Origin of the sequence: Thermoflexus sp. (genome assembly GCF_042408365.1) — a bacterium.
GTDB lineage: Bacteria > Chloroflexota > Anaerolineae > Thermoflexales > Thermoflexaceae > Thermoflexus.
The window spans coordinates 1-24,518 of sequence record NZ_JBHOQJ010000299.1; the positions used below are offsets into that span (position 1 = coordinate 1).

A 24,518-nucleotide genomic window follows, 5' to 3' on the forward strand; every position below is an offset into this window, starting at 1 on the left:
GCACCCGGGCCGGGGGCAAACGGTGGGAGGTGGGATCTTCTCGGGCTCGACTTTGGGGAGGACGAACAACAATCGCATGGGCCTCCTCCAGGGGGTGTCTCCCCTTGATTATCCCAATTTCACCAACAGGTGAACAGTCACTTTAAACCTCGCCCCTTGACAAACAAACGATTGGTTATTAAGATGGGATATAAAAACGAGGGGCCAGGGTTTCCTCCCCACCCATTATTCCCCGGCCGGGAGCGTTTTCTAATGAGTTCCCCTGCTGTGATCCTGCAGGTTGAGGATCTCTTTTTAGCTTTCGGCGGTGTCGTGGCCCTAAACGGGGTCTCTCTCCATGTGCGCCGGGGCGAGATCTTCTCCATCATCGGCCCGAACGGCGCAGGGAAAACCAGTCTCCTCAACTGCATCAACGGCCTCTATCGCCCTCAACGCGGCCGCATCCTCTTCGATGGGCATGACCTCACTCGACTCCCCCCTCATCGACGGGCTCGCCTGGGTATCGCCCGCACCTTCCAGAAGACCGAGCTCTTCAAAAACATGACCGTGCTGGATAACGTCCGTCTGGGCCGCCATATCCACATGAAGACCAACCTCCTGAGCGCGCTGCTCTATTGGGGTCCAGGGGAACGAGAAGAGCTGGCCCATCGGGCATTTATAGAGGAAGAGATCCTGGACCTGTTGGAGATCGGCCACCTGCGGCATCGGATCGTTGGGATGCTCCCCTATGGCCTGCAGAAGCGGGTGGACCTCGCTCGTGCCCTCGCCCTGGAGCCCCGTCTCCTGCTCCTCGACGAACCGATGGCCGGGTTGAACCTGGAAGAGGTCGAGGACATGGCTCGCTTCATCGTGGAGATCAATGAGAACCCGCGTTGGGCGGTCACCTGCGTGCTGGTTGAGCACGATATGGGCGTAGTGATGGATCTCTCTCATCGCGTGGCAGTGCTGAACTTCGGCAGCAAGATCGCCGAGGGGCCTCCTGAGGCGATCCAGCGGGACCCCGTGGTGATCCAGGCTTACCTCGGGGAGGAGGAAGCGGCCTATGCGACGCGCCGGTAAGCGATGCCGAGCCCTCGAGATTGAGATCACCAAGGACCTCACCATCCCCAAACAGCTGGTTCGCACAGCGAAGGAGTATGGCGACCGCAAGGTCGCTATGCGAGAGAAAGAGTTCGGGATTTGGCGCTCTTACACATGGGCGGATTATTTAGAGCGAGTCCAGGTCCTCGCCTTGGGTTTTCATAAGCTGGGGCTTCGTCGGAATGACAAGGTGGCTTTGATCGGCGATAACCGGCCTGAGGGCTTGTGGGCGGAGATGGCCGCGTTATGCGTGGGCGGGGTGGCGGTCTGGCTCTATCAGGACAGCCTCACGGACGAGATCGCCTATATCTTAGATCACAGCGACGCACGCTTTGTGGTCTGCGAAACCCAGGAGGAGGTGGACAAGATCCTGGCGGTGCGGGATCGTTGCCCGAAGATCGAACGGATCTTCTGGGACGATCCCCGAGGGATGCGCAATTATCGTGATCCCATGTTGATGCCCCTGACCGAGGTGATGCGCTTAGGCCGGGAGGTCGCGCAGGAGCACCCCGCTCTCTTCGATGAGATGGTCGCCCAGGGACATGGGGACGATATCGCCCTGCTCTTCTACACCTCCGGGACCACCGGGAAACCCAAAGGGGCCCTCCTCTCCCATTACAACCTCCTGAAGATGGGCCAGAACCTGATGCGAGTGGATCCCTATTACGAAGATGACGAATATGTTTCCTTCCTTCCCTTCGCTTGGATCGGCGAGCAGATGATGTCCGTTTCCAGCGGGATCCTGGCCGGGTTCGTCATCAACTTCCCGGAGGAGCCGGAGACGGCGTGGCACGATCTGCGAGAGATAGCCCCTCACGTCATCTTCTCCCCACCGCGGGTATGGGAACAGATGGTCCGCACGATCCAAGTGATGCACGCGGATTCGACATGGTTGAAGCGGAAGGTGTTTGAGTGGGGGATGGCAATCGGATATCGACTGGCCGATCGAAAGTTCGCCAAGCAAAAACCGACCCCGCTGGAGCGGCTGCTGGGATGGCTGGCCTATTGGCTGGTCTTCCGACCGGTCCGGGACCGTCTGGGGCTGACCCGGGTGCGCTATGCCTATACCGGTGGGGCCGCCATGGGACCGGATCATTTCCGCTTTTACCATGCCCTGGGGGTGAACCTCAAACAGATCTATGGCCAGACCGAGATCTCGGGGATCTCGGTGCTCCACCGGGACGATGACATCAAGTTCGACACAGTCGGGAAGCCGATCCCGGAGACCGAGGTTCGCATCTCCCCGGATGGAGAGATCCTGTCCCGCAGCCCGAGCGTGTTCCATGGTTATTACAAGAACCCCGAGGCCACGGCGGAGGCGCTGCGGGATGGGTGGTTGCACTCCGGGGATCGAGGGTTTATCGATGAGGATGGCCATCTGGTGGTCTTCGATCGCTCGAAGGATGTGATGACGCTGCGCGACGGACGGCCCTTCGCGCCGCAATACATTGAAACCCGTCTGAAGTTCAGCCCCTACATCAAGGACGCGTGGGTGATCGGCCACGAGCTGCCTTACGTCACCGCGGTGATCTGCATCGACTACAACGTGGTGGGCAAATGGGCCGAGGCCCGGCGCATCCCCTACACCAGTTATCAGGAGCTCTCCCAGAAGCCGGAGGTCTACGACCTGGTGGCCAAACAAATCCAACGGGTGAACCAGAGCCTCCCGGAGCCCGCCCGGATCGTTCGCTTTGTGAACCTGTTCAAGGAGTTCGACGCGGACGATCAGGAGCTCACCCGCACCCGCAAGCTCCGGCGCGCCTTCTTAATGCAACGCTATCAGCCGATCGTCCAAGCCCTCTATGATCCCTCCACTCACAAAGTCCGTTTCGAGACAACTATTACTTATGAGGACGGTTCCGTAAACCGGATCCAGGCGGATCTGCGGATCGTGGATCTGGAGCCCATTCCGGCATGGATGCCTGCCGAGGGGGTACAGGTTCCAGCATCCATGAAGACAGAAGAGTGAGAGCAAAAACAGCGTTCGTTTGCTCGCGCAGGCCTTAACGACATCATCGAACAACCGTCAGCGCGTGAGGAGGGCGGCGAGTTCATCTGCTCTGTCAGGAGGGGTTCCATGGCGGCGGTGGCGACCCGCGCTTATCAGCACATTCTCTTCGAGGTGGATGGCCGCATCGCCTGCGTGACCATGAACCGCCCGGAGAAACGCAATGCCCTCTCGGTGGCCCATATGCTGGAGCTGACGGATTGCTTCCAGGCCATCGGCGAGGATCGGGCGATCGCGGTGGTCATCCTGCGAGGCAACGGGCCGGCCTTCTGCGCCGGCCACGATCTCAACGAGCTGGTCGGCCGTTCCCCGGATTTCTACCGCCATGTTTTTGATGTCTGCACCCGCCTGATGGACACCATCCAGTCCATCCCCCAGCCAGTGATCGCCCAGGTTCATGGAATGGCCACCGCGGCTGGCTGCCAGCTGGTGGCCACATGCGATCTGGCCGTTGCCTCCGAGGACGCCCGCTTCGCTACCCCAGGAGTGAAAATCGGACTGTTCTGTTCGACCCCCATGGTCGCCGTGAGCCGGAACCTTCCGCGCAAGAAGATGATGGAGATGCTGCTGACCGGCGAGCCGATCTCCGCCCATGAGGCGCTCCTTTATGGCCTGGTGAACCGCGTCGTCCCTCGGGCGGCCTTGGAGGCGGAGACCCGTGCCCTGGCGGAGAGGATCGCGGCGGCCAGCCCCTTCGTCATCGGCCTGGGCAAACAGGCCTTCTATCGCCAGCTGGAGATGCCTCAGTCTCAAGCCTACGCCTACGCCAAAGAGGTGATGGCCCTCAACGCGATGGCCGCGGATGCCCAGGAGGGGATCTGCGCTTTCTTAGAGAAGCGGCCACCGCGCTGGCCTACGGCTTCCCAATAATGAGACGGGCTGGGCCTATCTCTTCAGACGCCAAAACCCAATCGGTCCGCTCCCAAAAACCATTTCGCTTATCTCAAAGGCCTCCGCATCCTTTGAGAAGGGGAGTGCGATGGAGATTTTCCTTCAGCTGGTGCTCACAGGGATCATGGTGGGCAGCATCTACGCCCTGGTCGCCCTGGGCTGGGTGCTGATCTATAAATGCTCGGGCGTGCTCAACCTGGCCATGGGGGAATTAACCCTCATCGGGGCCTATGTCTCCCTTACCTTCTATCAATGGGGGCTTCCCTTTCCCCTCGCCCTCTTGGCGACCCTGATCATCGGTGCGATCTTGGGGATACTGACCGAACGGATCTTCCTGCGGCGCCTGATTGGGGAGCCGGTGCTCACCGTGATCATGGTCACCGTGGGTCTTTCGTTCTTCTTCCGAGGCATCATCGAATTGATCTGGGGCACGGATACCCGTGTGTTCCACCCTCCGGTCTTCCCCTACGAGCCGATCCGCCTGGGCTCGATCGTGATCGGCCAGGTCTACCTTTGGAGCTTCATCGCCGCCCTGGCGCTGCTGGGGATCCTGGTGGCGTTCTTCCGCTACACCCGCTGGGGCCTGGCCATGCAGGCAATGGCGGACGATGAAATGGCGGCGATGGCCCTGGGGATCAGCCCGAAGTTCGTCTATGCGGCGGCCTGGGCCATCGCCTTCATGGCCGCCGGGGTGGGCGGATCGCTGCTGGGCAACATCAACGGCGTCAACATCTCGGTGGGCTACCTGGGCCTCTTGGTGCTGCCGGCGGTGGTGCTGGGCGGCTTGAACTCGGTGCCGGGGGCCATTGTCGGCGGGATCCTCATCGGGATCCTTCAAAATCTGGCTGGAGGCTACCTGGACCGCTTCACGCCTGGTGGGGTCAAGGAAATCTTTCCTTTCGCGGTGATGACCCTGGTGCTTCTGATTAAGCCCTACGGGCTCTTCGGATGGGTGCGGATCGAGCGGGTTTGAGACGCGATCGGAGGGGATCCCATGCGCATGCATCTGCCCAGCGGGGTGTTTTATCAAACCTACAAGCAGGATCAGGCCCTCTGGCCAACGACGTTTGTGAAGCTCCGGATGTGGGGGCTTCTGGTTTTCTTGTTCCTGATCTTCCCTCAGATCGCCTCCCCGTACTGGCTCTCGCTGGCCAACCTCGTCGGCTACACGATCCTCTCGGCCATGGGCGTTCAGCTGCTTATCGGTTATACCGGCCAGGTCACCTTAGGCCACGCCGCTTTCATCGCCGCTGGGGCTTACACCTGCGCCGTCCTGGTGCTGCAATACCACATTCCCTACCCGCTGGCCTTCCTGGCCGCCATGGTGGTGGCCGGTCTGTGGTCGGTGCTGTTCGGGCTTCCCTCGGCTCGGGTGAAAGGCTTTTACCTCATTATGACGACCATGGCAGCCCAGTTCATTACCGTGGACTTCATCATCACCCAGTATGTGAGCCGCATCGGCGAACGGGGGCACTCTTTCTCACTGCCGCCAGGAACCATCACGATCGGCCCCTGGGAGCTCACAAGCGATCGCGATATCTACTATTTAATGATCACCCTGGTTACTCTCTCCGTGCTGGCGATGACCAATCTGGCACGTACCCGGATCGGCCGCGCCTGGATGGCCATCCGGGACCACGATATCGCCGCGGAGGCCCTGGGGATCAACATCGTGGCCTATAAGCTCTTGGCCTTTTTCATGGCTGGCGTCTTCGGCGGGATGGCCGGTGCCTTCTGGATCGCCAATCTTTTCGCCGTGAGCCCTGAGCACTTCACGTGGTCGTGGTCCCTCTGGTTGGTGGGGGTGATCCTCATCGGCGGCCTGGGCAGCAATTACGGGACGATCTTCGGCTCTCTGTTTATGACTCTGGTAATGGAAGCCCTTCGCAACATCGTATCTTGGTTAGCGCCTTTCTTCCCATCCCTTGAGACCTCATTCCTGTTCGTCAAGGAGGCCGCCTTCGGTCTGGCCATTATTCTCTTCCTTCTCTACGAGCCCAATGGTTTGGCCTACCGCTGGTGGCAGATCAAGAACTATATCCATTTGTGGCCGTTCTCTTATGAGCGCGTATGAGCGGGCCTGAGTTCCACCCGCTCGCCCAACCTTCGGGATAAGGAGGAAGCCATGGCCAAGCGCGGAGGAATGGCGATCACGGTGATCACGTTGCTAACGATGCTCGCCCTTGCGCTGGGCTGCGCACCCCAGGCAACCCCTGCAGCCCGGGCCCCAGGGGGCGAGATCCCCATCGGAGCCATCATGGACACCACGGGGCCGACCTCCGATGTAGGCAAGGATTACGCGGCGGGGATCCAGGACGCCATCCGCTGGGTCAACGACCACGGCGGGGTGAACGGGAAGCGGATCCGTCTGATCCTGAACGACTACGGCTACCGGGTGCCGGAAGCCATCACCCTCTACAAACGGTACCGCGACATCGATAAAGTGGTCGCTGTCCTGGGCTGGGGCACCGGGGACACGTCGGCCCTCGCGCCCACAGTGGCTAAGGATCAGATCCCCTACATCTCCGCTTCCTACTCTGGGGAGCTGACGGATCCCGCCAAGACCCCCTATAACTTCTTCGCGGCCTCCGATTACACCACCAACGCGCGGGCGGCGCTCCTGGCATGGTATGAGGAGATCTGGTTGAAGGATGACCGTTTCAAGGCCGAGCGGGAAGCCGGGAAGAAACCCCGCATTGTGATGTTTTATGCCTTCCCCGTCCCCTACAGCAACGCGCCGATTAAGGGCCTCAAGGAGTTCGCTCAGCTGCTGGGCTTCGAGATCGGGCCGGATCAGGACATTTCCCTGACCGCCCTGGACGCCAAGAGCCAGGTCCTGGCCGCCAAGGAGTTCAACCCTCACGTCATCTGGCACGGCAACACCACCCAATCTGTGGCCACCGCCATTCGCGACGCGAAAGCCCTCGGATTGCAGGCGGATCATCTGGTCAATAACTGGGGATACGACGAGAACCTCCTGCGCCTCCTGGGCCCCCAGGCGGAAGGCGTGATCGGGATCGCGGTCACCGCCTTTTATGGCGAAGACGTCCCCGGGATGGCCGAGGTGAAGGAGGCGGCCCAGAAATACAACCCGGCCCTTAAGGAACGAACGATCCGCACGGTGCAGGCTTGGGCGAACGTAAAGCTCCTGGTCGAGGCCCTGAAGAAAGCTGACGCCGCGGGCCAGCTGAACGGCCCCGGGATCAAAGCCGCCATCGAATCCTTCCGCGACCTAGATATCGGCCTGGGCGTCCCGCCGTTGACCTACACGCCCGATGATCACCGGCCGACCAGTAAAGTACGAATATACATCGTTCGCAACGGGAAATTTGAGCTCCTGAAGCTGGTCGACCTGAAGGAGAAATTCGCAGACCAGTGGCCGAAGTGGAAAGGTTATTAAAAGGGGGCTTTGGATGGCGCAAGGCGATGTCCTGCTCCGGGTGAATAACATCGAGGTCCGCTACCACCGGGTGATCCTCGTCCTGAAGGGGGTCTCCCTGCAGGTCCCCCCGCAGGGTATCGTGGCCCTCCTGGGTGCCAACGGCGCGGGCAAGTCCACCACCCTAAAGGCGATCTCCGGCCTCCTCAAGCATGAGGAAGGCCAGATCACCGACGGCAGCATCGAGTTCATGGGGGAGCGGATCGATCGCAAATCGGCGGAGGAGATCGCCGCGATGGGGATCATCCAGGTGCTGGAGGGACGACGGGTCTTCGAGCATCTCACAGTCGAGGAGAACCTACGGGTGGGCGCCCACCACGGGGATGGACGAAGTCTCTCAGAGCGGCTGGATTTAGTCTATCACTACTTCCCCCATCTGAAGACCATCCGCAACCGGATAGCGGGCTTCTGCAGCGGTGGGGAGCAACAGATGCTGGCCATCGGCCGCGCCCTGATGACCCGCCCCAGGTTGTTACTCCTGGACGAGCCCTCCCTGGGGCTGGCCCCCCTGATCGTGCGGGAGATCATGGAGATCATCACACGTCTCAACCGGGAGCAGGGCATCGCCATCCTGTTGGTGGAACAAAACGCCAAACTGGCGCTGGAGATCGCCCAGCACGCCTACGTCCTGGAAAACGGCCGTGTGGTCATGGAAGGGCCTGCCGACGTCCTCCGGGACAACCCTGATATCAAGGAGTTCTATCTGGGGCTCACGGAGCTGGGGACCCGCAAGCGGTTCCGTGAGGCCAAATGGTATAAGCGCCGGAAGCGCTGGCTGACCTGAGGGCTGTCCGGATCTCGAAGAGCTCGCCCTACACCTTGTCATGCAGGGGAAAAGCCCCTCGCTAAACCAATACATCAAGCCCATCGCGACCATGTTCAAGCAAACACCTGCCGGGCAAACCCATACGCTCGGGAGAATCGAACGATAGGAGGCCGCCATGCGACAAACATATCGCTGGATCGGTCTGTTGGCAATTATGGGGATCGCCGCGGCATGTCGCCCGGTTGGGACCGCGCAAATTCAGGACCCTAAGATCACCCTGGCCCGAGTGGAGGTGGTCGCTTATTACGCATGGCCCACCCCTGTTCCCACCCCCACGCCACCGCCGGCGGGCACACCCACCCCTACCCCGGCCCCTCCCCCGCCAGCCCCCGACCTTCCGTTGGGCCTGGCGTATATCTTTAAGATCGAGAACCCCAACGATGTAACCGTTACGCTGGACCAGCTCAAGTTCACGGCGCAATTGGAGGCAAAGAAAGATGGACAAAGCGCCTACTTCGCGGTCCACGCCCCGATCGTCGATGAAGACATGAGCATCCCGCCCCGGACCACCAATGAGCTCCGGGTGACTTTCTTCCTCTCCTCCCGCACCGTCACCACCAATCTCGCGGTGACCTCTGGACACAAATTAAAGGAAATGGGTCTCACCCCAGGCGCGGTCGTCGCGGCCTGGTGGCAAGGAATCGGGGACTACGCTTTTGGACTCCGCGCGGCAGAGGGAACAGCCACTTTCCGAACCCCTGCTGGCGATCGCGTGGTGACTTTTGAAGGTGAGTTCCGCAAGTGACGAGGTGGGGATCCCAGTGCCTCTGCAGAGCCGCCCTGGCGCCCAGGGAGAAGCTGGGGGCAACAACGGGGCCATTGCCTCCCTCGCGCCCTTGAGAGGTTTTGAGAGCAGAGAGGCCGCCTCCGGCGGCCTCCCCACGAAGGGAGGGGATCGCGATGGACTTGTTGACCGCTTACCAGGAGCAACAGTTCCCTCATATCCGTAAGGCCATCCAACGCGCTTACCGCAACGCACCCGGATTTCGCGCCCGCATGGAGATGGCCGGCCTGCGCCCTCGGGATCTCCAGGCCCTGCAGGATCTATCCCGGCTCCCAGTGCTGCGTAAAGATGAGCTCCTCCAACGCCAGCAAGCGGATCCCCCCTTTGGGGGGATGCTGATGGTTCCGCTGGAGCAGTTGCGTCGGGTCTTTCAATCCCCCGGGCCCCTTTATGAGCCAGAGCCCGCTGTCCCTGATCCCTGGCGTTGGGCCCCCGCGTTGCGAGCGGCAGGGTTCGAACCTGGCGATCGCGTATTGATCGCCTTCTCCTATCATCTGACGCCGGCCGGCGCCATGTTTGAGGAGGCCCTTAAAGTTTTGGGCTGCCCGGCCATCCCAGGCGGCATCGGCCAACAGGAGCTCCAACTCCAGGCCCTCCGCACGCTTCAGGTCACCGCTTACATCGGGTTGCCCAGCTATCTCTACAATTTGCTGGAACGGGCTCAGGCAGCAGGCTGGGATCCATCGCGCGACCTCTCTCTGCGCAAGGCCTTCGTCACCGCCGAGCCCCTTCCCCCTTCCCTACGCCAGGATTTGCAGCGTTACGGGTTGACCGTTCGCCAAGGTTACGGAACCGCCGAATGCGGCTGCCTGGGTTATGAATGCGAGCATGAAGATGGGCTCCATGTTCCAGAGGACGCCTATGTGGAGCTCTGCGATCCGCAGACCGGCGAGCCAGTGTCCCCGGGTGAGATCGGTGAGGTGGTGGTGACGCTGTTTCATCCGGCCTATGCGTTAATCCGCTTCGGAACTGGCGATCTCTCCCGCTGGGCGCTCGAGCCGTGCCCCTGCGGACGACCCACCCCGCGCCTGATGGGAATCCTGGGACGGGTCGGCGAAGCCGTCAAGGTGCGCGGGATGTTCCTCCATCCCCGCCAGATAGAAGCGGTCTTCGCTCGCTTCTCCGAAATCCATGCCTACCAGGCGGTCGTAGATCGGGAGGCCCATGTGGATCGCCTCACATTCCTTGTCGCTCTACGTGAAGGAGTCACGGATCCAGAAGCCACACGCGCTCGCCTGCAGGAGGCGATCCGTGAAGGGCTACGCTTCCGGGCCGAGGTGATCCTTGTTCCTCCAGAGGAATTGCCTCCCGGAAGCCCACGGCTGGTGGATCTTCGTCGCTGGGAGTAAACCCAGGTTACCTGAATGGGTGCGAAAGCGCTTTCCTCGAGTTATTCGGGGGCGGGGCCAGGCGCTTCAGATGCCTGGCCCCGCCCCTCCAAGCCCTTGGGGCACCCCTCTGAGCGCAGGCACGTTTCAACTCGAATGGTTTCCCTCCTCACGGCCTTTCCCCATAAATGGGAACGTGGCGCACCGAGCCTCTATTTCGATGCCCCTTCCCTCACCAGGAAAGAGAAGCAAACCAAATACTGAGGAGTAGAGGAAGCCCGGAGCATCGCCTTCTGCAGATTTCGATTTCCTCTCCTCCGAACCTTGTGGTAAAAAAAAGATATAAACCACAAGAAAAATGTTCCGGGTGGTAGGGCAATGCCCCACGCCCAAAACCTTAGATCGATGAGGATGGATTGCTGATCTCACGGTAGATCGAATCTGGAATCATGTGGCCAGGGGTCACGCGGTTTATTCTTTAGCAGAGGTTTTCGGGCCCGGGCGAGGTCGTTCGCAAGATGGAAGAATCCTGGGCCCTTATAGAACCCGTAGAAGGGGGTGGACTTGAACGCGAAGACCATCCTGATCATTGAGGACGATGCGGAGCTGGCTCGCTTCCTGGCCTGGCAACTGGAGCAAAGCGCTTACAAGGTCTCCATCGCCTACAATGGCCAGGAAGGCCTGGATCTCCTCCGCTCCCAGAACCCCGACCTCGTTCTCCTGGACCTGATGCTGCCAGGGATGGATGGTTGGGAAGTTCTACGAGCGATTCGCTCCTCCGGGGAAACACCGGTGATCATTATCAGCGCCTTAGGGGCCGAATCGGATATCGTGCGGGGTCTGGAGAGCGGTGCCGATGACTACTTGGTGAAGCCCTTCGGCCCTCGACAACTTATCGCGCGCGTCCAGGCGGTGCTGCGGCGCTATGAATCCACAACCTCGCGGGGGATCTACGATAACGGGCGTCTTTATGTGAACCTGATCACCCAGGAGGTTCGGGTCGATGGGCGTCCTGTCGAGCTCACGCCGACGGAGTTTAAGCTGCTCTCCACTATGGCTCGCTTCGCCGGCCGTCCCCTTACCCACGATTTCCTGTTGCGTGAGGTATGGGGGGAAGAACATATTCAGGACCGAGGTTATCTGAAACTCTATATCTGGTATCTCCGCCAGAAAATCGAGCCGGATCCCAACCATCCGCTTTTCATCCGAACCGAGCGAGGGATCGGATATCGGCTGGTTGGTCCCGACGAGCTTGGGCTTCCTGAGTGATGCTTTTCGGGGATTGGGGGCCGCCTTCGGCAGTCCTCACCCCCCGAAAAACCCCAAGATCTACGCAATTTCTGTGGGGGGTAGGCCGCTCACGTGACCCACCCTTCACAGAAATTCCACGAATTGAAAGATTAAGAAGATTAAGATGAAAGGGAGGCTTCGTGGGATTTCCAGGATCGTGGCGCTTTGATCCGCTCTCCGCCCTAATCGGGGCCGCTCTGGCTTTGCTGGGCGCAGGTCTACTCTATCAGATCCGGCGCCCGTTCAGAGGGCTCTATGAAAGGGCGAAGAAGCGCTTGGACCAGGCCCGTCAGCGCCTTCGCCTCTCCGCCGAAACCCAATACCGCCACTGGCTGCTCGAACAGATCCCGAACTGGATCGCATGGTCGGCGCTGGATCCACGCCTGGCTCAATGCCTGATCGAGCCACGCCTAATCCCGCCCCTGCCCTACCCGAGCACCCAAGTACAGGAGCCCCCACCGGAACCCGGGCTCCCCTTGGGACAGGCGATCGTGACAGCCCCGCGTTTGTTCCTCTACGGCCCTCCTGGGAGCGGCCGCACAGGCGCCTTATGCTGGCTGATCCGTGAGACCCTCGCCGGGAATCTCAAATGGATGGATCGCCCGCCCCTTCTCCCCATTTATATCCGCCTTCCATTGCTGACCGTCGAGCCTATAGCTCCGCCAGAAGCCGCCCTGGTGGATTATCTCAGCGCGATGGCTCCGCTGATCCTGCGGGCTCGCCTGGACAGCATGATCCACGCAAGCCTGCGGGACGGCACCGCCCTTCTGCTTATGGATGAATTAGAGGAGGTCCCTTCGCCACGCCGCTCGGAAATCCTGCGCTGGATCGGGCGACTGCTGGAAGCCTATCCGGGGATCCCCATGGTGCTCACGGGCGATCACCTGGCCACCCGTCCTCTGGAAGAGCTGGGGTTCCTCCCTCTCGCACTGGCTCCCTGGTCCGAGGAAATGGTGCGGACGTTTATAGAGCGCTGGGGCCGCATCGATGGGATGCCCGCATCGGCGATCGAGGAGTATCTGAAAGCATGGGAAACCCCACGGCCGGTCCGGCTGCGCCCTGCCGACGTGGCCGCTGCAGCCGTTTTGAAATCGACCCGTCCCACCGATCCAGGGCTTTATGACACGATCCTCGATCGAACGCTCCAGGGGATATCCGGCCGGACCGTGCTCACCCCACCCACTGCCCGTTTGATCCTGGGCCGGCTTGCCCTTCAGCTATTCCAGGAAGAGCGGTTCATGCTCACCTTGGAGGACTTGGAGGAGGTCCTGACTCGCTCGATCCCCGAGCTATCTTCGCGAACTGGTCGTCACCATCTGGATCAAGCGATTGAGATATTAACCGCTCATGGACGGCCGATTGTGCCGATCGATGAGCGGAGGGGTTGTTTCCGCCACCCGCTGCTTCAAGCCTATACGGCCGCCTGGGCCCTGGCTCAATCCGGCGACAACACCGAGTTGATGCTTCATCTGGATAACCCTCGATGGGCTGAGGTCCTTACCTTCTATGCAGCCCTCGGCCCGATGTCCGGGATTATCGATCGAGCCCTTACGGAACCCGACGATGCTTTCCATACTCGGCTGCTGCGCATAGCACGTTGGATCGTCGTGGCCTCGCCCCAAGCTCCCTGGCGGCCCCATGGAATGGCTGCCCTGGGTCGGGCGTTCCTAAAACCCGGTCTCCCCATGTCGCTTCGCTTGAGGCTCGCGGAGGCACTGGTGGCCACCGGGGATCGGGGCGTTCCAGTTCTCTTCCACAAAGCCCTGCACCATCCAGATCCGGAGGTCCGCATCGCGGCGATCCGTGGCCTGGGATGGCTTGGACAGGAAAGCGATCTCCCCTTCCTCGAACAGGCGCTGTCCGATCCGGAGCCTGAAGTCCGTCAAGCCGTCGTCGCTGCCCTGGGGGACCATCGGACCGAGGCGGCCATGCAACGGCTTGTCCTCCTGCTTCTCGAAGCTGACGAACTCATGCGCCGCTTGGCCGCAGAGGTTTTGCGGTTTTATCCTCAAGGTCCGCAATTGCTTCAAGAAGCGTTGGAGGAGCCGGACTGGCGGGTCCGCCGGGCAGCAGCGTTCGCGCTGGGACGGATCCCGGAGGAATGGGCAAAGGCCCGCCTGGAGATCATCGCCCGGGAAGATCCAGAATGGCTGGTGCGGTCGGCCGCTCAGGATGCCCTGGCGCTGTGGGAGAAAAACCGCCAGCCCCCACCTCCGGATCTCCGTCCGGTGGTTCTTGAACAACAGGGCTGGTTGATCGAATGGGCGGTCCAGGAAGGAGAGATGGTTGGGGAACGCACCTCAGCCCTCCAGACCCTTTATCGGGCTCTGGAGCGAGGCAACGAGGGCGTGCGCCGCGCGGCGATCCTGACGCTGGCCCGCGTCGGCGATCAAGAAGCCCTGGCGCCGCTGCGAACGCTTGCTTTTGATCCGCAGATCGATCCCTTCACCCGCGATCTCGCCTTTCGAGCGCTGGAGATCATCGCCCGTCGAACGGGAGCGCGGGTGCTATAGACAAAACGGAATCCTGAGGTGTAGACCTCGCGCGCCCGGGATTCTGTGGCTTTGTCCATGGTCCATGCAATTAGGACAGCAACCCATGCTCCTGCACCCATTGCTTCCACACCCTCCAGTCCTTCCCCCAGATCTCCGGGAAGGTCACCACCAGCTCTCCGGCAAACTCCGTACGCTTCAGAAGCGGACGGCCCTCTCGATCCCACCAATCCAGAAATTCCGGCTCGTAGCGAAATAACACCATGGAAGTAGAAGCTGAGACAGCGGCCCACAACGAACGGAAATCCTCTGGGAGCGCGTCCTCAAGATCCAGAGCGATCCATGGCCGGATCGCCGCCACAAACTTGCGGGGCAGCTCAGAGAGAAAGGGACTGGTCGCCGATAGCCGGAGCCACAGCGTGAGATGAAGACCGCCAAGAGCGGGGAGGAGGTGCCGAATAAAACTCACCGCCTCATTCAGTTCCCACTGATCGATCCCCTCCAAAAGCAGCCCCCGCGCTCCGAGGAAAGCTGTCGCTGCAGCAGCTGTCAGCACATACTGGCGAACGCGGGAGGCATCCCCCAAATGAGGAGAACGCGGTGCGATCGCCCAACCGGTGAGGCGGACCCCCGCTCGCAAGCGTTCGAAGCGCAGGGCATGCAAGCGCGGACGGCTGTAATCCAACTCCTCCGCTCGTTGGGATACCCCGCGCCAATCCTCCATATCCCGGCTTCTTAGCAACCCCAAACGGCGCTTCCGGATTGGGCGCAGGCTCTCATCATGCACCAACAGCTTGGGTATCCCGGTCCGTCCCGCGCGTTCAAAGATCGCCTCAGGAGGAACACCAGGGAACGACCGATCGGAGAGCGTCAGGTTCCACATCCCCGCTCAACCCCTAACTGCGTAACTCCTATACAATTGCGCTGAAGAGGCTTTTAAGGGCCGCGCAGACCACTTCCATTTATCATTCTCCGAACCCATAGGAGGCGCAAATGGCCCACTGGTTTCTGGCCATCGAAGGCGTTATTGGTGTCGGAAAGACCACTCTCGCCCGCATGCTGGCTCCCGCGCTGGGAGCCAGCCCGATCCTGGAGCAGTTCGAGGAAAACCCCTTCCTGCCGCATTTTTACCGGGATCGCGCACGCTACGCCTTCCCTACCCAAATCTTCTTCCTGCTGAGCCGGTATCGACAACACCAGGAGCTTGCCGCTCGGTTGGAACGTGAACCGGTGGTCAGCGATTACATGTTCGCCAAGGATCGCCTCTTCGCCCATCTGAACCTGGAAGGGGACGAGCTGGTCCTGTATGAGCAGCTGCACAAAGCCCTGGCTGAGAAAACCCCTCAGCCGACCCTGGTTCTTTATCTTCGAGCGGATACCGACACCTTAATGGCTCGCATTGCCCTGCGCGATCGACCCTATGAGCGGGGGATGGATCGGGCATATATCGAGCGTCTCCGTTTAGCTTATGAGGCCTTTTTCGCTACCTACGAAGGCTCTTGCCTCATCATCGACGCCACCCGTAACTTCGTTCAAGATGAGGGGGCGTTTCAGGAAATCCTCCGGCAGGTGCGCGGAGCGCTGGGCCTGGGGCCTGCCCAACAACCCCTTCCAGTTTTCAACCGTCCAACGCTCTCCCCCTCTACCCCAACGGAGGAAGCGCTTGCTCAAGCCTTCGCGCGTCTCGTTCAGGAGATCGGCTCCCTTCGGGAAGCTCTTTTCGGAGAGCACCGGGATCCTCAACAGGTCGCCCAGATCCTTCAGAGCTGTCAGCAACAACTCGCGGCAATCGCGCGTGCCGCGGGGATTGCGGATCGCTCCCCAAGGGCAAGGAACGGTCCTTAGGTTGAGGGTTTTTCGATGGGTCAGGCCGCCTTTCCCTTTGAGGGCCCAAACCAATGCGTGACATGGGGAGCAATAAATTCGCCGAACCTTCTGCACGGATATAAAATAAGGTTAGAAAGGGTCGGTCGGGAAGGTTTGAGTGAAATCCTGAGGATGGCTGGAAAGGGTGGTGGGATTCCGATGGTTCTGCGAATCACAGAGCGCGCGCAGCGAGCGCTGGACGAGCTGCACCCAAAGCACCGGGAGCAGGTCATGCGGCGGATTCACCAGTTGGCGGCCACTCGACGTCCGCCGCTGACGAAGATTCGCCATGATCGGGGCGAGTTGTTATCGTATCGGGCTGGGGAATATCGGATTTATTTAACATGGGATGAGCAAACTTTACGGATTGAGGATATCCGCAAACGCAACGATGCCTATCGCTGAGGAGGATAGAGCTCAGAGTGCCCAATCACCTCCATAGCGGAAGAGAGCCTCCGCCCCGGTGTGTCAGGCGCAGGCCAGAATAAGGAAGCTGCTGGCCACATGAGGAGGATTTGCTTAGCTTGCCCCCTCACGGATCTCCTTCTCCCCGCGCCGCCTCATGGCGCAAGGAGGGAAGAAAAGGAATGCCAGAACATCCCCCAACAGATATTGGAGCTACGCAGCGGAGAAGGGAAACACGGTGAGGGGTCAGGAACAAATGTTGAGATCCTCCGGAAGGAGGTGATTCCTTTTGCCTCGCCTTATCGCTCCGATCCGTATTGTGCAGGAGCCTCTCTCCGGCTCCGCCAACTTTGTGGATCTCTACTTGCGCGCCTATCAACCTTTGGGGGACTATTATTACCGTCACCGTGCCGAGGTGAAAGCTTATCTAAAATGGCTCCGCCATCGGGACCCCCATGGATCCTTCATCGCCTATGATGGGAACCGCCCCGTGGGATTCATCGCGACAGACTCCCGATGGAATCATGGGGCAGTGGGGGCGATTCATGAATTGGTGGTGGATCCAGAATATCAAGGGCGCGGCCTGGGGCGTGCGTTGCTGCTGCATGGGATGGCTTATCTGCGCTCCCAAGGATGCCGGATTTGCGAGCTTTGGGTAGGCGAACGTAACGCACGAGCCCGTGCGATCTACCAGACCCTAGGCTTTCAGGAAAACGGCCGCTGGGGCAAATGGATCCAGATGGTGCGCTCGCTGGACGACCTGCCGGAAAGCGGAGAGCTGGAATCCACTCTCGCTTTGTTCACATGAATCCGGAAGATATTCCCCTCTCCCCTTCAGGGGTTGAGGGCTTTTCAACACTTGTGACTATTCAGCTGTTCTAACGCGATGCGATACTTGGTATGGCGTTCCCCCGTGGGTTTCCTCTTCGGGGCTTGGGGGGCAGAGCCACGCGCCTTGGGGTGGGGCTCTTGCGCCTCTTCGTGGGAGCTCCGAACCAAAGGTTGCCACGCTGAGTAGTTACGATTATTCTTCCCACCGTGGGAAGGGGCTGAAGCGTATTCCAAGCACGCACAAAGCCCCTGCTTCTCATATGGAGGTTGGGGATCCTATGCCAAACGCAGAGGTCCTAGCTACCGGCACCGAGTTGCTCAGCGGGGACATTGTGGACACCAACTCCGCTCGGATCGCCCGAGCGCTTCAACCCCTCTCGATCCCTCTGGTTCAGATCACAGTGGTTGGGGATGATCTGCCCCGAATGGTTGCCGCCATCCGCGCCGCCATGGCTCGCAGCGAGATCCTCATTATCAGCGGAGGGTTGGGGCCTACGGTAGATGATGTGACCCGCGAAGCAGTCGCCGAAGCTACGGGACGACCGCTCATCTTCGACCCAGAGCTCTTCGAGGCGATCCGTGCGCGCTTTCAAGCCTTCGGATTCCCCATGCCGGAAAACAACCGCCGCCAGGCGTTCCGCCCTCAGGGTTCCCAAGTGATCCCTAATCCGATCGGGACCGCTCCGGGGTTTTTGCTTGAGGAAAACGGTCGGGCTCTTTTCGCTCTCCCTGGCGTCCCCCGTGAACTGGAGCGGATGCTCATGGAATCCGTAATCCCATACCTGGAGCAGCGCTTCCCGCCCGCTGAAGCGTTGGTCTGGCGCGTAGTCCGCACGATTGGGCTTGGAGAAAGCATGATCGACGAGCGCTTGCGCGATCTGCTCCAGGGGGAGAACCCTCAGGTGGGCCTGAACGCTCACCCGGGGATGGTAGACATTCGGATTCGGGCCCGGGGCACCACCCGGGAGGAGGCCGCCGCCCGAGCGGAGGCGACGGTTCGGATCATCCGCGAGCGTCTTCAATGGGCCGTCTATGGGGAAGGAAACTGCACTCCGGAGGAGGCGCTGATCGTCACGCTTCGAGAGCGCAGGGCCACCCTGGCAACCATAGAACAGGGCACCCTCGGGCTACTGGGAGGGCGGCTGGCGGCAGCCGATCCGGAGAGCCATGCCTTCCGCATCGGAGAGGTGCGTACCCGGCTGGCCGCCGCCCCAGAACATGCCGCGGAAGCGATTCGCCGTCAAGCAGGGACAACGGTGGGATTGGCCGCCGAAGTCCTCCCGATGGGAGAGAATTTCCAGATCACGGTGGCTATGGCCACCCCAGAAGGCTCCCGAGGCCTCCAGCGCGGCCATCGCGGCCCACTGCCGCATGCAGCGGAGTGGGCCGCGAACGCCGCCATGGGGTTGCTCTGGCGCTGGCTACAGGAGGCTCCATGACTGTTCCTTTTAAGCCCATCCTGCCACCCGTGCGGCTGCCGCTCTTTGAAGGCCCGCTCGATCTCCTTCTCTATTTGATCGAGCGGAACGAACTGGATATCACCAAGATCTCCCTCGCCCACGTGACCGCTCAGTATCTGGAGTATGTGACCACTCTTCAATCGCTGACCATGGACCAGCTGGCGGAATACTTGGTGGTCGCAGCCAAACTGCTTTACATCAAGTCTTCCCTGCTGATACCGCGCCCGCCGGAGCCGAATGAGGAGGATGTTGGAGAGGCGCTGGTGGAGCAGTTAAAAGCCTATCGTCTCTTCCGGACGCTGGCTCGCCAGCTGGCCGAGCGGGAGCGATTCACAGCTTATGGGCGGATTGCGACGCCCCCTCGCCCTGAACCCGCTGGAACTGGGCTGGAGGGGGTGAGTATAGAGGATCTCCTTCGCCTGGCCCGCCGGGCGCTAATCGCTCAACCGGAGGCGCCTTCCGTGGATCACTTCCTCGCCCCTTACCGTTTGACGATCCACGAGGCCATAAAACGGATCATGCAAGCCGTGCAGAATGCGCGACGGGTCGCACTGAGCGATTTGCTTCAGGAGGCGGAGACCCGCTACGATCTGATCGTCCTTTTCCTGGGTCTGCTGGAGCTTTTGAAGCAACGCCAGGTGATCGCTCGCCAAAGCCGGCTGTTCGATGAGATCTTTATCGAGCCCTCCTCATCAAGCATCGCCTCTGCAGAATAACTTTATGATGCACCGCGACAAGCCGAACACAGCCCCACCACGGTCGCCTCCACCCGACGGACCTGATAACCTCGCGTGCGTTCCAACAAGAGCCGTAGCGGCTCTAAGACCTCCCTCTCGAGATGCTCCAGTCGCCCGCAACGTTCGCAGAGGATGTGTCCGTGATCTGGCTGCGTCCGCCACTCATACACACGGCGACCGCCTCCCAACGCATGTTGTTCCAAAAGGCCCAATTGAACGAACAATCGAAGGGCCCGATAGACTGTTGAAAGATCCACCCCGGGATAGCGCTTTTGCAAGATGGAATGAATTTCCTCGGCCGTCATATGTCGATCTGCCGTACGAAGGACCTCCAGCACCATCAGTCGCTGAGGGGTCGCTCGATAGCCATGCTCCTGCAACAGATGACGGGTCTGAATACAGTGCGGCATCGTGCGCTCCTTCAGGAAAGATCGCTATTTTTGTGGAAAGTTTTGGCCGCCTGATAGCGCAGTTTTCACACCCGTTGTAGGGGCACCCCTTGTGGATGCCCCACCCATTACGGAAAGATCACGGGGGCTCCAGCCCATGAGCTTCCAGGAGCGCTTCGTCCCGCAAGATCTCCTCGGCGGGCCCATCCGTGACGATCCGGCCTTGGTCCATAATGACCACCCGGGGGAACAACTCGGCGACCAAACGCATATCATGGGTAGCTACCACCATAGCCTGAGGAAGATCCCTCAACAACCCGATCAGCTCCCGACGGCCCCTGGGATCCAAGCCGGCCGTGGGCTCATCGAGAAGCATCAATTCCGGCTGAAGCGCCAGCACCGTGGCGATCGCCACACGTTTTTTCTCCCCCACGCTTAAATGATGAGAGATCCGCGAAGCCGCCCACGCCATCCCTACTGCCCTAAGCGCCTGATATACCCGCTCCCGCACTTCTGACTCCGGCAACCCCCGATAGATCAGGCCGAAAGCTACGTCATCGAACACGGTGGGCGAGAACAGCTGATCATCCGGATCCTGAAAAACCAACCCGCTTTTCGCCCGGAGACGCCGGGGATCCCAGTTCCTGATCTCCTCACCCTCCACCCGCAGGATCCCTGCTGTCGGCCGAAGGAGACCGCTGAGCACCAGCAACAGCGTCGATTTGCCAGCTCCATTTGGCCCCACCAAAGCGATCTTCTCCTCACGGTGGATGCGCAGGGAAATCCCTTGAAGGGCGGGATGACCGTCCGGATAAATGTAAATTAGCCCTTCGGCTTCGATCAATGGCCACATCCAAGCCCGCTCCTCCATCCGAGATAGCGCAAAAGCGAACCGCGTGGCCCCAAAGCAACACGCCGTGCCCCTGGGGTTCTATCCGCTAGGCTTTTGTTCTGGGGATATGTGAGGGAGGGAGCGAATGGCTCCACCCACTCCGAAATCCTCCCAAGGAGGAAATGGATAAGTTTGTCCACAGTCCGGTTCGGCGCTCAGCTCTGACTTATTGGGACACCCATCCCAGGAAAAGAACCCCGATCAGAAAAAGTGATCCAACGACCAGCAGCACACGGTCCGACTGGGTTAAAGGAGGCATTGAAAGCGTCCGCACCTCCCCATCGTAACCTCGAGCGACCATCGCCATATACACTCGCTCCCCGCGCTCCAGGGTGCGAAGGAATAGAGTCCCCACCATCCGACCGGTCACCTGAGCCCGCCACATCAGGGTCCCCCCAACCCGAGCCTTTGCGGTCCCCGGGGCGGCGCTCCGCGCCTCCCGCGCCCGCGACATCCGCAGCGCTTCATCCGCTAGAAGGAACAGATACCGCCACATCAGCCCGAAGGTCATCACCAAAAAGCGAGGAACCCCAAGCGCCCGCATGGCCGCCAACAGATCTGGGAACGAGGTGGTCCCCACCAGCACCAGGGCAGCCTGAAGCGAGAGCCATGATTTTATGAGCACGCTGAGGAACCGAACGATCCCTTCCATGCGCACAGACAGCGACCAGAAGCCTACTGAAAACGTTATCCAGGCTGGTCCAGGCGCCGTGAACACCATAGGCAGAGCGGCCAGGACGAAAGGCAGGGCTATGATGGAGCGTCGGAGCACCTTCCAGATCCCCAACCCGGAGAAATACTCTGTGAGCAACACTCCTATGCCCAACAAGCCATATGCCAGCCACGCCCCTGCCGGCAGCAATGTGGCGGTCACGATAAACCCCATGGTCAGCACCAGCTTCACACGAGGATCCAGCAGATGAATTGGGCTCTCCAGAGGTTGATAAGGATCATTAAAGTGGAAGTGAGCCATGCCTATCCTCTCGCAAGGTTTGGTCCACCCAAATATGGGGGCGGATGGCCTTTCCCCTTTTTCTCACACATCCCCTTGAACCATTGTCACTTTTAGAATTTTTCAAGGCGCCGCCTCGCGATGAGGGCGATCACCAGCCCGAACACCAACAATGCCCCTAAGATCCCGGCGAGGATAACGGAGAGGATCTGATCTGGAAGCCCCGGGATGATATAATCCGGCAGCAATCCCCACACAGAGGGTCGAGCCGCCTGACGAAAACCCAGGTCCTCCGCGACCCGCTCCAGCCCATCGGGATTCGAGGAGGCGAGCGGGGCAAGGAAAGCCAGGCCCAGCGTCAAAGCCAGCCCGACGATCCACAAAGGAACACGCCCAGCGACCGGTCGCTCCTGGATCAGACCTCGACGAACGACGGCCAGGAATGATACCGCGCTCATGGTGAGGAGGCCTTCCACCATGCCGATCAAAGCATGGATGCCGCCCATCGCCGGCAGGACCACGTTTGCGGGAACCAGGCCAGATAATGAGAGCTCCAACCCGGTGGCCAGCGCCCCCATCACAACGGCCATCCACCCGCTCAGGAAGGCCGCAGCAGTTCGCGTCCACGGCCGATCCCCGAGCAGCCCCCGCAAGGTCTGGTTCACCGCATAAGCCACCAGGGCGCCCAAGATCCCCATGTTGAAAATATTGGCCCCCAGCGCGACAAGCCCCCCATCCTGGAAGACGATCGCCTGAATGGTGAGCACGCAGATCATGATCAAGATGGCCACCCAGGGCCCAAACAGAAGGGTAGCCAAGGCTGCTCCGATCAGATGACCGGAGGTTCCTCCTGCGATCGGGAAATTGAGCATCTGAGCGGCGAAGATGCCGGCCGCCACCACACCGATCACAGGCATCTCTTGCTCCGTTAGCTCCTGGCGGGCCCGCCGCAGGGCATAGCCGCCGATCCCTGCGCTCACCCCCCACAGAGGCAGCGCGACCGAGGCGGAAAGAAAGCCATCCGGGATATGCATAGAACTCTCCCCTGGGACGCTTATTTATTCCAACTTACTCTGTCGCAGAGATAGAAGGAGGTGAAGGAAATTCGAGATGAAGCTTTAAGCCAAGCCTTTCAGGAAGATTTTCTATCAGGGACGGGCACAAGCGGCCCGCCCCTCATAGAAAATCTCACGAACGACCTCCGCAACAGAGCAACTGCAAATTTATAGCAACTGCAAATAAATTGCAATTACTTCGTTGCAAAGGATCCTAAGAAGGGCAGGCTGCTTGCGCGGCCCGTCCCTCACGGAAATCCCACGAGCTGTTCAGCGGGGTCCGTAAGGAAACCACCAGGGTTTCTCTCCCCCCTCGATGTCCCAGTGCACATGCTTGGTCTCCCGAAACTCCTCCAACCCCTCGAGACCCAGCTCCCGACCGATCCCGCTGAGTTTCATTCCCCCAAAGGGCCCTGCATAGTTATCCGTGAGGGGATCGTTGATCCAGATCGTGCCCGCCCGCACTTCCTCGTAGAAACGACGGATCAACCGAGGATCGTGGCTCATCAAACAGGCGCCGAGGCCATAGGGGTTATCGTTGCACAGGGCGATCGCCTCATCAAAATCACGATAAGGCATCAGAGGGATAACCGGGCCAAAGGTTTCCTCGCGCATGATTTTCATGGTGTGGTCAACATGGATCAGGACCGTTGGCTCATAAAAGAAACCCCGAGGGAGATGGGGAGGCCTTCGGGCGCCGGTCAGGGCACGGGCGCCCCGCGCCAAGGCCTCCGTAACGTGATCCTCGACCTTGGCCCGATAATCCGGCCCAGCCATCGGGCCGATATCGGTATGGGGGTCCAGCCCATGGCCCAGGCGCAGCGTGCTAACGAAGGCAGCGATCTCCTCAGCGAACCGATTGTAAATCGCCTCCGGCACATATACACGCTCTGTGCTGGTACAAACCTGCCCAGCGTTGATCAAAGCCGCATAGGCCAGAGCTTTCACAGCGATCTCCAAGGGCACATCCGGAGCGATCACAAAAGGATCCTTGCCCCCCAATTCCAGATGAAGCTTCTTCATCATGGGGGCTGCCAGAGAGGCGATCCGCCGACCGGTCGCCAGGGAGCCGGTGAAGGCGATCACCGGGACCTCCGGATGCAGGACCAGCGCTTCGCCTGCCTCCGGCCCGTACCCGGTTACAATGTTCACCACGCCAGGGGGAAGATGATCCATGGCGACCTCAGCCAGGCGAAGGGTGGTCAGGGGGGTGAGCTCGGAGGGCTTGATGATCACCGTGTTGCCGGCAGCAAGCGCCGGCGCGACCTTCCAGGCCATCAAAAGGATCGGATAGTTCCAGGGAACGATGCACCCCACTACTCCGTAGGGTTCTTTGAGCACCAAGCTCAACTGGCCGGGCTCCGGAGAGGGGATCACCCGGCCGCGTTCATGACGGGCCAGCTCCGCATAATAGTCAAAAGTGTTTGCGGACCAGAGGATCTCTTCTTCGTTTTCCGGCCACGGCTTCCCCTCTTCCAGGGTCAACAACCGGATCAATTCTTCCCGATGGTCTCGGATCTTGCGCGCGATTTCGTGCAGCATCTCGGCCCGGATCACTGCGGGCGTTTTCCGCCACTCCTCAAAAGCGCGCCGGGCGATCGCCACCGCTGCTTCAATATCGGCAGGCGTCCCGCGGGGCACGGTCTCCAACACCTCCTCCGTCGCTGGATCCAGCACCGGGATCTCCTCGCGAGCAGATCCCGCTGTCCACTGGCCGCCAATCCACATCGGTTTCATGGGCTCTCCACCTCACACGAGGGCCCGGAAACGCGCTCTGGGGATGTGGGCTTTGC

General features: G+C 60.5%; 22 protein-coding genes. 16 read left to right on the forward strand and 6 right to left on the reverse strand.

Annotated elements, in window-relative coordinates; all coding sequences use genetic code 11:
- Positions 1–252: 252 nt before the first annotated feature.
- The 11 genes from ACFMO5_RS13715 to ACFMO5_RS13765 all read left to right on the forward strand — a co-directional run bounded on the left by ACFMO5_RS13715 (position 253) and on the right by ACFMO5_RS13765 (position 14,159).
- Complete coding sequence (locus ACFMO5_RS13715; RefSeq protein WP_376793313.1) at positions 253–1,059, forward strand: ABC transporter ATP-binding protein; 807 nt, start codon at positions 253–255, stop codon at positions 1,057–1,059.
- Positions 1,043–3,049, forward strand: a complete 2,007-nt coding sequence (locus tag ACFMO5_RS13720; protein WP_376793314.1) for an AMP-binding protein — start codon at positions 1,043–1,045, stop codon at positions 3,047–3,049. The genes ACFMO5_RS13715 and ACFMO5_RS13720 overlap by 17 nt, the downstream gene beginning before the upstream one ends.
- 108 nt (positions 3,050–3,157) lie before the next feature.
- Positions 3,158–3,958, forward strand: coding sequence for an enoyl-CoA hydratase (locus ACFMO5_RS13725; RefSeq protein WP_376793315.1), 801 nt, complete (start codon positions 3,158–3,160; stop codon positions 3,956–3,958).
- Between the two features lie 109 nt (positions 3,959–4,067).
- Positions 4,068–4,952, forward strand: coding sequence for a branched-chain amino acid ABC transporter permease (locus ACFMO5_RS13730; protein ID WP_376793316.1), 885 nt, complete (start codon positions 4,068–4,070; stop codon positions 4,950–4,952).
- 21 nt (positions 4,953–4,973) lie between these two features.
- Complete coding sequence (locus ACFMO5_RS13735) at positions 4,974–6,053, forward strand: branched-chain amino acid ABC transporter permease (RefSeq protein WP_376793317.1); 1,080 nt, start codon at positions 4,974–4,976, stop codon at positions 6,051–6,053.
- Positions 6,054–6,104: 51 nt separating this feature from the next.
- Positions 6,105–7,379 carry an ABC transporter substrate-binding protein gene (locus ACFMO5_RS13740; RefSeq protein ID WP_376793318.1) on the forward strand — a complete coding sequence of 425 codons (1,275 nt, stop codon included), beginning with the start codon at positions 6,105–6,107 and terminating at the stop codon, positions 7,377–7,379.
- A gap of 13 nt (positions 7,380–7,392) precedes the next feature.
- Entirely contained in the window at positions 7,393–8,202 is an 810-nt protein-coding gene (locus ACFMO5_RS13745) for an ABC transporter ATP-binding protein (RefSeq protein WP_376793319.1), read from the forward strand.
- 157 nt (positions 8,203–8,359) lie between these two features.
- On the forward strand, positions 8,360–8,989 hold the full coding sequence (locus ACFMO5_RS13750) for a hypothetical protein (protein WP_376793320.1): 630 nt from the start codon (positions 8,360–8,362) through the stop codon (positions 8,987–8,989).
- A 155-nt stretch (positions 8,990–9,144) separates the two neighbouring features.
- On the forward strand, positions 9,145–10,377 hold the full coding sequence (locus ACFMO5_RS13755; RefSeq protein WP_376793321.1) for a phenylacetate--CoA ligase family protein: 1,233 nt from the start codon (positions 9,145–9,147) through the stop codon (positions 10,375–10,377).
- Between the two features lie 543 nt (positions 10,378–10,920).
- Entirely contained in the window at positions 10,921–11,625 is a 705-nt protein-coding gene (locus ACFMO5_RS13760; protein ID WP_376793322.1) for a response regulator transcription factor, read from the forward strand.
- 161 nt (positions 11,626–11,786) lie between these two features.
- The gene (locus ACFMO5_RS13765; protein ID WP_376793323.1) at positions 11,787–14,159 is read left to right on the forward strand and encodes an NACHT domain-containing protein; all 2,373 of its coding nucleotides are present in this window, start codon (positions 11,787–11,789) and stop codon (positions 14,157–14,159) included.
- A 70-nt stretch (positions 14,160–14,229) separates the two neighbouring features.
- Here the strand turns inward: ACFMO5_RS13765 and ACFMO5_RS13770 are convergent, their stop codons facing one another.
- On the reverse strand, positions 14,230–15,021 hold the full coding sequence (locus ACFMO5_RS13770) for a hypothetical protein (protein WP_376793324.1): 792 nt from the start codon (positions 15,019–15,021) through the stop codon (positions 14,230–14,232).
- A 110-nt stretch (positions 15,022–15,131) separates the two neighbouring features.
- On the opposite strand from ACFMO5_RS13770, the gene ACFMO5_RS13775 reads away from it, so the two are divergent.
- The 5 genes from ACFMO5_RS13775 (at position 15,132) to ACFMO5_RS13795 (ending at position 19,416) form a co-directional block, all read left to right on the forward strand.
- On the forward strand, positions 15,132–15,983 hold the full coding sequence (locus ACFMO5_RS13775) for a deoxynucleoside kinase (protein ID WP_376793325.1): 852 nt from the start codon (positions 15,132–15,134) through the stop codon (positions 15,981–15,983).
- Positions 15,984–16,163: 180 nt separating this feature from the next.
- Positions 16,164–16,409, forward strand: a complete 246-nt coding sequence (locus ACFMO5_RS13780; RefSeq protein ID WP_376793326.1) for a type II toxin-antitoxin system RelE/ParE family toxin — start codon at positions 16,164–16,166, stop codon at positions 16,407–16,409.
- 289 nt (positions 16,410–16,698) lie between these two features.
- The gene (locus tag ACFMO5_RS13785; RefSeq protein ID WP_376793327.1) at positions 16,699–17,217 is read left to right on the forward strand and encodes a GNAT family N-acetyltransferase; all 519 of its coding nucleotides are present in this window, start codon (positions 16,699–16,701) and stop codon (positions 17,215–17,217) included.
- Between the two features lie 301 nt (positions 17,218–17,518).
- Positions 17,519–18,679, forward strand: coding sequence for a competence/damage-inducible protein A (locus ACFMO5_RS13790; protein WP_376793328.1), 1,161 nt, complete (start codon positions 17,519–17,521; stop codon positions 18,677–18,679).
- Positions 18,676–19,416, forward strand: a complete 741-nt coding sequence (locus ACFMO5_RS13795; protein WP_376793329.1) for a segregation and condensation protein A — start codon at positions 18,676–18,678, stop codon at positions 19,414–19,416. The genes ACFMO5_RS13790 and ACFMO5_RS13795 overlap by 4 nt, the downstream gene beginning before the upstream one ends.
- 2 nt (positions 19,417–19,418) lie before the next feature.
- Here ACFMO5_RS13795 and ACFMO5_RS13800 read toward each other — a convergent pair whose 3' ends face one another.
- From ACFMO5_RS13800 to ACFMO5_RS13820, 5 genes are all read right to left on the reverse strand, one after another.
- Positions 19,419–19,847 carry a Fur family transcriptional regulator gene (locus tag ACFMO5_RS13800; RefSeq protein WP_376793330.1) on the reverse strand — a complete coding sequence of 143 codons (429 nt, stop codon included), beginning with the start codon at positions 19,845–19,847 and terminating at the stop codon, positions 19,419–19,421.
- A gap of 118 nt (positions 19,848–19,965) precedes the next feature.
- Entirely contained in the window at positions 19,966–20,679 is a 714-nt protein-coding gene (locus ACFMO5_RS13805) for an energy-coupling factor ABC transporter ATP-binding protein (RefSeq protein WP_376793331.1), read from the reverse strand.
- Between the two features lie 205 nt (positions 20,680–20,884).
- Positions 20,885–21,691, reverse strand: a complete 807-nt coding sequence (gene cbiQ / locus ACFMO5_RS13810; RefSeq protein ID WP_376793332.1) for a cobalt ECF transporter T component CbiQ — start codon at positions 21,689–21,691, stop codon at positions 20,885–20,887.
- A 92-nt stretch (positions 21,692–21,783) separates the two neighbouring features.
- Positions 21,784–22,704: an energy-coupling factor ABC transporter permease gene (locus ACFMO5_RS13815; RefSeq protein WP_376793333.1), complete on the reverse strand. Its 921-nt coding sequence runs from the start codon at positions 22,702–22,704 to the stop codon at positions 21,784–21,786.
- A 291-nt stretch (positions 22,705–22,995) separates the two neighbouring features.
- Complete coding sequence (locus ACFMO5_RS13820) at positions 22,996–24,462, reverse strand: aldehyde dehydrogenase family protein (protein WP_376793334.1); 1,467 nt, start codon at positions 24,460–24,462, stop codon at positions 22,996–22,998.
- Between the last annotated feature and the right edge of the window lie 56 nt (positions 24,463–24,518).

What these genes read in the sequence shown, in the direction of transcription:
- ACFMO5_RS13715 (WP_376793313.1), top strand. Translation starts at nt 253, where the DNA reads ATGAGTTCCCCTGCTGTGATCCTGCAGGTTGAGGATCTCTTTTTAGCT.
- ACFMO5_RS13720 (WP_376793314.1), top strand. Translation starts at nt 1,043, where the DNA reads ATGCGACGCGCCGGTAAGCGATGCCGAGCCCTCGAGATTGAGATCACC.
- ACFMO5_RS13725 (WP_376793315.1), top strand. Translation starts at nt 3,158, where the DNA reads ATGGCGGCGGTGGCGACCCGCGCTTATCAGCACATTCTCTTCGAGGTG.
- ACFMO5_RS13730 (WP_376793316.1), top strand. Translation starts at nt 4,068, where the DNA reads ATGGAGATTTTCCTTCAGCTGGTGCTCACAGGGATCATGGTGGGCAGC.
- ACFMO5_RS13735 (WP_376793317.1), top strand. Translation starts at nt 4,974, where the DNA reads ATGCGCATGCATCTGCCCAGCGGGGTGTTTTATCAAACCTACAAGCAG.
- ACFMO5_RS13740 (WP_376793318.1), top strand. Translation starts at nt 6,105, where the DNA reads ATGGCCAAGCGCGGAGGAATGGCGATCACGGTGATCACGTTGCTAACG.
- ACFMO5_RS13745 (WP_376793319.1), top strand. Translation starts at nt 7,393, where the DNA reads ATGGCGCAAGGCGATGTCCTGCTCCGGGTGAATAACATCGAGGTCCGC.
- ACFMO5_RS13750 (WP_376793320.1), top strand. Translation starts at nt 8,360, where the DNA reads ATGCGACAAACATATCGCTGGATCGGTCTGTTGGCAATTATGGGGATC.
- ACFMO5_RS13755 (WP_376793321.1), top strand. Translation starts at nt 9,145, where the DNA reads ATGGACTTGTTGACCGCTTACCAGGAGCAACAGTTCCCTCATATCCGT.
- ACFMO5_RS13770 (WP_376793324.1), bottom strand. Translation starts at nt 15,021, where the DNA reads ATGTGGAACCTGACGCTCTCCGATCGGTCGTTCCCTGGTGTTCCTCCT.
- ACFMO5_RS13775 (WP_376793325.1), top strand. Translation starts at nt 15,132, where the DNA reads ATGGCCCACTGGTTTCTGGCCATCGAAGGCGTTATTGGTGTCGGAAAG.
- ACFMO5_RS13780 (WP_376793326.1), top strand. Translation starts at nt 16,164, where the DNA reads ATGGTTCTGCGAATCACAGAGCGCGCGCAGCGAGCGCTGGACGAGCTG.
- ACFMO5_RS13790 (WP_376793328.1), top strand. Translation starts at nt 17,519, where the DNA reads ATGCCAAACGCAGAGGTCCTAGCTACCGGCACCGAGTTGCTCAGCGGG.
- ACFMO5_RS13795 (WP_376793329.1), top strand. Translation starts at nt 18,676, where the DNA reads ATGACTGTTCCTTTTAAGCCCATCCTGCCACCCGTGCGGCTGCCGCTC.
- ACFMO5_RS13800 (WP_376793330.1), bottom strand. Translation starts at nt 19,847, where the DNA reads ATGCCGCACTGTATTCAGACCCGTCATCTGTTGCAGGAGCATGGCTAT.
- ACFMO5_RS13805 (WP_376793331.1), bottom strand. Translation starts at nt 20,679, where the DNA reads ATGTGGCCATTGATCGAAGCCGAAGGGCTAATTTACATTTATCCGGAC.
- cbiQ (WP_376793332.1), bottom strand. Translation starts at nt 21,691, where the DNA reads ATGGCTCACTTCCACTTTAATGATCCTTATCAACCTCTGGAGAGCCCA.
- ACFMO5_RS13815 (WP_376793333.1), bottom strand. Translation starts at nt 22,704, where the DNA reads ATGCATATCCCGGATGGCTTTCTTTCCGCCTCGGTCGCGCTGCCTCTG.
- ACFMO5_RS13820 (WP_376793334.1), bottom strand. Translation starts at nt 24,462, where the DNA reads ATGAAACCGATGTGGATTGGCGGCCAGTGGACAGCGGGATCTGCTCGC.